The sequence below is a fragment of the Binatus sp. (SeqCode) genome (assembly GCF_036522015.1).
GTDB lineage: Bacteria > Desulfobacterota > Binatia > Binatales > Binataceae > Binatus.
Genome location: NZ_DATDGQ010000410.1, coordinates 1 through 5,231, shown reverse-complemented (window position 1 = coordinate 5,231; position 5,231 = coordinate 1). Strand labels below are relative to the sequence as shown.

Sequence of the window (5,231 nt, the reverse complement as noted above, 5' to 3'; positions counted from 1 at the left end):
GGACAAGCTCGCCTTCGTGCTGCCGGATTCATGGTCGCGCGCGGGACTCGAAAGTGAATTCTCGGAGTTGCTTTCGAAGACGTCCGAACTCTACGCCAAGGCGCTCAAAGCCGGGATTCCAGCCGAGGATGCGCGCTTCGTGCTGCCCAACGCCGCGCCGACGAATTTTCACGTGATGGTGAATTTCGCCGAGATGCTGCATATCTGCGATCTGCGCCTGTGCGTGCGCGCGCAATGGGAAATCCGCCGGATGGTCGCGATGATGCGCGCGGAAATCAAGCACGTGTTGCCGGAAATCGCGGTCTTCCTGCAACCCAAGTGCGGCGAGAATCGCATGGGCTACTGCGACGAGTCGCTCGACGAATGGCAGAAGTGCCCACTGGGCAAGGTGCGTCCGCATAAGTCCAGCCTGTTCGATCTCTACGAGCGCTACGGCACGCGCAAAGCGCAGGCGCTGGGCGAGGCCGAGTATCGCGCGGTCGAGGAAAAAGAGCAGCTGTAGTTCTTCCCCTTTCCCTGTAAGGGAGAGGATCAGGGTGAGGGTCCTTGTACAGCGCGCACTCCTTTTGCGCGCGATTCGAGATTCTGCTCATATCCTCAATCTGTCCGCCAAGTTGTACAGAGCTCTCTTGAGCTGTGAAACCTGAGCCGTGAAAAACGATTTCCCATCGGTATCGATCGACGACGCGATCGCGGCATTCAATCGCGGCGCGTATTTCGAGGCGGCCGAGATGTTCGAAACCGCATCGCACTCGGCCAATGACGATCTGAAAGGTCTCATCGTCGCATTCAATCAAATCGCCGCGGCGCTCCATTTGCGCTTCGAACGCGGCGGACGGCAGGCCTCGATCAACCTGATGTCGCAGGCGATGCTCGCGCTCGACGACATGAAGCCCGCGCGCGCCGGCGTTGACGTTGACCGGCTATGCGTCGAGCTGGCAGCCTACACCGAAGAGGTGCGCGCGACTCCGCGCGACGAGCGCGACGGCCTCAAGCATCGCGCACGGATTTTCCTGGAGCGCCGCCGCGCCCCGAAGATCAACCGCCTCTGACTGCCATGCAAATTACGCACGAGCAAATCTCCGACGGCCTCAAGCGCGCGCTCTATGTCACCAACGAGCGTGTCGAGACGGCGATCTTCCTGGCGCTCGCTCTCGAAAAGCCGCTTTTGATAGAAGGCCCCGCCGGCGCGGGCAAAACCGAAGTCGCCAAGGTGCTCGCCGAAATTCTCCACACCGAGCTCATCCGGCTGCAATGTTACGAAGGACTCGACGAGGCGCGCGCGCTCTACGAATGGAATTATCAGAAACAACTTTTACGCATGCAGGCCGACGAGCAGCAGGGTCTGCGATGGGAGGAGCTGAGCGAACACATTTTCTCGCGCGATTTTTTATTGGAGCGTCCCCTGCTCAGAGCGATTACGTCGCCCAGCCGGGTCGTCCTGCTGATCGACGAGGTCGATAAAGCCGACGAGGAGTTCGAGGCTTTTTTACTGGAGCTGCTTTCCGACTTCCAGGTGAGCGTTCCCGAACTGGGAACGTTGAAGGCTCGCGAGCGGCCCGCCGTGATCCTGACCTCAAATCGCGCGCGCGAACTGTCCGAAGCGCTGCGGCGCCGATGCCTGCACTTGTTCATCGACTTTCCCGGAACCGAGCAGGAGCGAAAAATTATCGAGCTCAAGGTGCCTGAGCTCGACGCCAAGCTGGCGGCCGAGGCGGCGCGTTTTGTCGGCGCGATTCGCAAGCTCGGCCTGCGCAAGCCGCCGTCGATTGCGGAGACGCTCGACTGGGCGCGCGCGCTCGTGCGCCTGGGCGTCCGCGAACTCGATACCGACGCGGTGCGCACCGCGCTGGGCGTATTGCTCAAGCACGAAGACGATCGCACCAAGGTCGAATCGAAAGCCTCGACGCTCGCCCCGCGCCGTAAATCCGCAACGTAGTCAGATGGCGCGGCTTCGCGATCAGCTCGTCAATTTTATCGCCGCGTTGCGAGATGCCGGCGTCAGAATCTCTGTCTCAGAATCCATCGATGCGATGAACGCAGTTGCAGCCGTGGGGCTCGAGCGCGCCCGGATGCACGAGGCGCTGGCGGCGGCGTTGATCAAGGACGAAGCCGACCGCGCGACCTTCGACGAAGCGTTCAACCGTTTTTTCGCCGCACCACGGAATAGGCGCGGCGAGCACCCCGATCAACGCGGAGACCAGGTCTCGGCTGCCGCTGGCCGCGGCCGGCCGGGCGAGGACCCGTCACCGCGCGACGATGCGCCGCCGCAGAAGTCCGAGTGGCCGCGCGATGGCGTCGCGAGTGATCGCGATGAGAAATCATCGCCGTCGGAAGAAGCGAAGCCTGCCAGGACGACGATGGCGGCGCATCGCGACGACGCGGAGGGCAAGGACGCCGAGCGCGATTCAGACAAGATGCGCGGCCGCGAGGAGCGCCGCGAGTCGGATTCGCGCGGCGAATCGCCGACGCAGGGTATCGAAGCCGCGCGCGTTGCTCGAATGCGCGGAATCGAGCGGAGGCCCTTCGACAATTTCTCCGACCTTGACTATGACGAGGCGCGCGACGCGCTCGCTCCCCTGATTCGCCGCTTCCGGATTCGGCTCGGACGCCGGCTGCGTCTTGCGAAGACCGGCAGAATCGACTTTCGCCGCACGATTCGCGCGGCGATGCAGCGCGGCGGCGCCTTGATCGACCTCAACTTCCGTGCGCGGCGTCCGCGCCATGTAGATTTGGTGATCCTCGCCGACATCTCCGGCTCGGTCCGCTACGCCGCGCAGTTGATGCTCGAATTGATGGCGGGTGCGCGCGGATGCTTCCGCCGCGTCAGCAGTTTCGTTTACGTCGATCATCTGGCGGAGGCCGACTTCGAGCAGGGCCACCTGGTGATGACGCCGGCGCTCGATCTCCACGCTCGCTCCGACTTCGGCCGCGTTCTCGGTGAGTTGTGGCAGCGCCGAACCGGATTGCTCACGCGCAGCACGATCGTCGTAGTCATGGGCGACGGCCGCAACAATCGTCTACCCGCGCGCGCCGACGTAGTTCGCGAAATTTCGCGCGCGTGCCGCGCCGTAGTGTGGCTGAATCCCGAAGATCCTGCGCGATGGGGCACCGGCGACAGCGCAATCAAACAATACGCGCGCGAAGTGAAGCTGCTCGTGCCGGCGCGGAACCTGCGCGAGCTTCAAGTCGCTCTGGCCACGATCGCTTGAGCTTCGATTAGAAGTCGAACAGCTCGCGCATCTTGGCCAGCAGCCATCGGTGCGGCCCGCCTTTGCCGTCGAGCGAGTCGCCGGATGAGAGTTTTTCCAGCCGGTCGCGATTTCGCGCAGCGATGATATCGCCGATGCTGGCGGCGGCGTCGGGATGTTCCTTGAACAGGCGCGTGAACCCCTCGCGGTCCATCTCGATCACTTCCACGTCGGTGAGCGCGCGCACGTTTGCGTTGCGCGGCTCTCCGGTCATCAGCGCCATCTCGCCGGTGACAACGCCGCGGCCAATCTCGGCAAGATGGCGAAGCTGGCCGTCGGCGGTATGACCGATGACTTCGGCCCTTCCGCTGCGCACGATGAACATCGACTCGCCCGGTTCGCCGATCCTCACCAGCATCTCACCCGCGCCAAACTGGCGCACCGAAACGGTAGGCACCAGCATGCGAAGCTCGTCGTCGCTGAGACCACGCAGCCAATCGACCTGGCGCAGGTCGGTCATCAATTCGCGCTCGAACTGCGCGTCGGCCTTTTCGTCTTCATCGCGGCCGGCGTCACGCACGTGGACGGTGCGGGTCGGGAACGGAATCTCGATCGAATGGCGCCGCAGCGCGTACCAGAGGCTCGACGCGACACGATCGCGCACGCGCTCCTGCGCGCCGTAATCCCCAATCCAGTACTTGATCTGATATTCGATCGCAAAATCGCCATAATTGCCCACCAGGACTTCCGGCGCCGGATTGCGCAACACTTGCGGCACATCATGCAGCAGGGTCAGCACGACTTCGCGCACGTGATTGGGCGGCACGCCGTAGCTGATCCCAACCGCAATCTCGTCGCGCACGTAGCCAGTCCCGTAGTTGTACAGCGTGTCCTTCGCGATCACGGAGTTGGGAATTTCGAGCCGCTCATTGGCGCGCGTCACGATCGTCGTCGCACGCCATGCGATTCCCTTGACCTGCCCGACATGCGTGCCGCTGCGGATCCAGTCGCCGGGCTCGAACGGACGTCCCATCGAGAGCGACAGGCCGCTGAAGATGTTGCCGAGCGTCTCTTGCAACGCGAAGCCGAGGACCGCCGCGAAGACTGTGGTCGTCGTCAGGATCGAAAGCGGCTGCACGCCGAAGTCGGTGTACAGCACCACCATCACGACCACGAACCACAGCACCAGCATCAGCAGGTCTTTGGTGATGGTCGAGAAGTGAGCTTTGCCGCGGCGCGTTATTGCGTCGACGAACTCGAGCACCAGCCGGATCACGCCGAACAGAAAAAGTACGAACGCCGCGACCGCCACCTTCTGGCCGACCAGCTCGTTGGGGACGAAGCGCGAACCGGCGTCGATGAGAGCGCTGCCCGAGAGCAGCAGGAAGGTTGTCGCGGTGACGGCGCGCCTGCGGCGGCGCACGGCAAAGGCGCCCAGCAGGCCGAACAGGACCAGCACGCTTTCGACGACGGTGCGCAAATCGCGCGGCAGCACGTCAATTTGCAGCATCGATTGAAGAGGTGTCGCCACTGTCGTTCAGATCCCCGCGGCCACCGCGATTTCGTCGAGCAGTTTCGCCGCGTCGAAATACTCGGCGGCTATCTCGCGCGCCACGCGTGCATGGCGCGGGTAGTCGGCGTTGATTTGCGCAATCGCGTCCACCGCTTCGTCCGGCGTGTCGAATCCGAGCAGGCCGATGCCGGTGGGAATGAATTTTTCAAACCCGGTCCGCTGCGTGACGACCGGACGGCCGGCCGCCAGGTAGCAGACCGTGCGATCGCTGAACCATCCCGTCCGCGGCCTTACGTAAATGTCCTTCGCCACCGTGAACTCGCCGCGCGAGCTGCTGACGTACTCGCGGTACGTGTCGATGTTGAGCGACATCGGCACTACCGGCGCGATCGTGAATCCACCGGCAATTGCACGATCGTAATCCACCCCGCTACTCAGATTGGTGGACAGCTCGATCGGCTGATTCGAGCGCGCCGCGACCTCGAGCGCCTTGCGAAAATTCAGATGCTTGGACCAGTAGTACGTCT

Annotated in this window: 6 protein-coding genes; 4 read left to right on the top strand and 2 right to left on the bottom strand. The window is 63.2% G+C overall.

Going from position 1 to position 5,231, the window contains the following annotated elements; genetic code table 11:
- From VIW95_RS17280 to VIW95_RS17265, 4 genes are all read left to right on the top strand, one after another.
- Positions 1-502: FAD-dependent thymidylate synthase (locus VIW95_RS17280; RefSeq protein ID WP_331588878.1), on the top strand; the 502-nt coding region annotated here is incomplete at its 5' end.
- A gap of 148 nt (positions 503-650) precedes the next feature.
- On the top strand, positions 651-1,052 hold the full coding sequence (locus VIW95_RS17275) for a DUF309 domain-containing protein (RefSeq protein ID WP_331588876.1): 402 nt from the start codon (positions 651-653) through the stop codon (positions 1,050-1,052).
- Between the two features lie 5 nt (positions 1,053-1,057).
- On the top strand, positions 1,058-1,939 hold the full coding sequence (locus VIW95_RS17270; protein ID WP_331588874.1) for a MoxR family ATPase: 882 nt from the start codon (positions 1,058-1,060) through the stop codon (positions 1,937-1,939).
- A gap of 94 nt (positions 1,940-2,033) precedes the next feature.
- Positions 2,034-3,212 (top strand): VWA domain-containing protein, encoded by a 1,179-nt coding sequence (locus tag VIW95_RS17265; protein ID WP_331588872.1) that lies wholly within the window; start codon positions 2,034-2,036, stop codon positions 3,210-3,212.
- A gap of 7 nt (positions 3,213-3,219) precedes the next feature.
- Here the strand turns inward: VIW95_RS17265 and VIW95_RS17260 are convergent, their stop codons facing one another.
- Entirely contained in the window at positions 3,220-4,701 is a 1,482-nt protein-coding gene (locus VIW95_RS17260) for a cyclic nucleotide-binding domain-containing protein (protein WP_331588870.1), read from the bottom strand.
- Positions 4,702-4,728: 27 nt separating this feature from the next.
- Positions 4,729-5,231 (bottom strand): glycosyltransferase (locus VIW95_RS17255; RefSeq protein ID WP_331588868.1); only part of this gene is annotated, 503 nt, incomplete at its 5' end.

Bases quoted from the DNA above. Each gene is read 5' to 3' on its own strand.
- VIW95_RS17270 (WP_331588874.1), top strand. From the start codon at position 1,058: ATGCAAATTACGCACGAGCAAATCTCCGACGGCCTCAAGCGCGCGCTC.
- VIW95_RS17265 (WP_331588872.1), top strand. From the start codon at position 2,034: ATGAACGCAGTTGCAGCCGTGGGGCTCGAGCGCGCCCGGATGCACGAG.
- VIW95_RS17260 (WP_331588870.1), bottom strand. From the start codon at position 4,701: ATGCTGCAAATTGACGTGCTGCCGCGCGATTTGCGCACCGTCGTCGAA.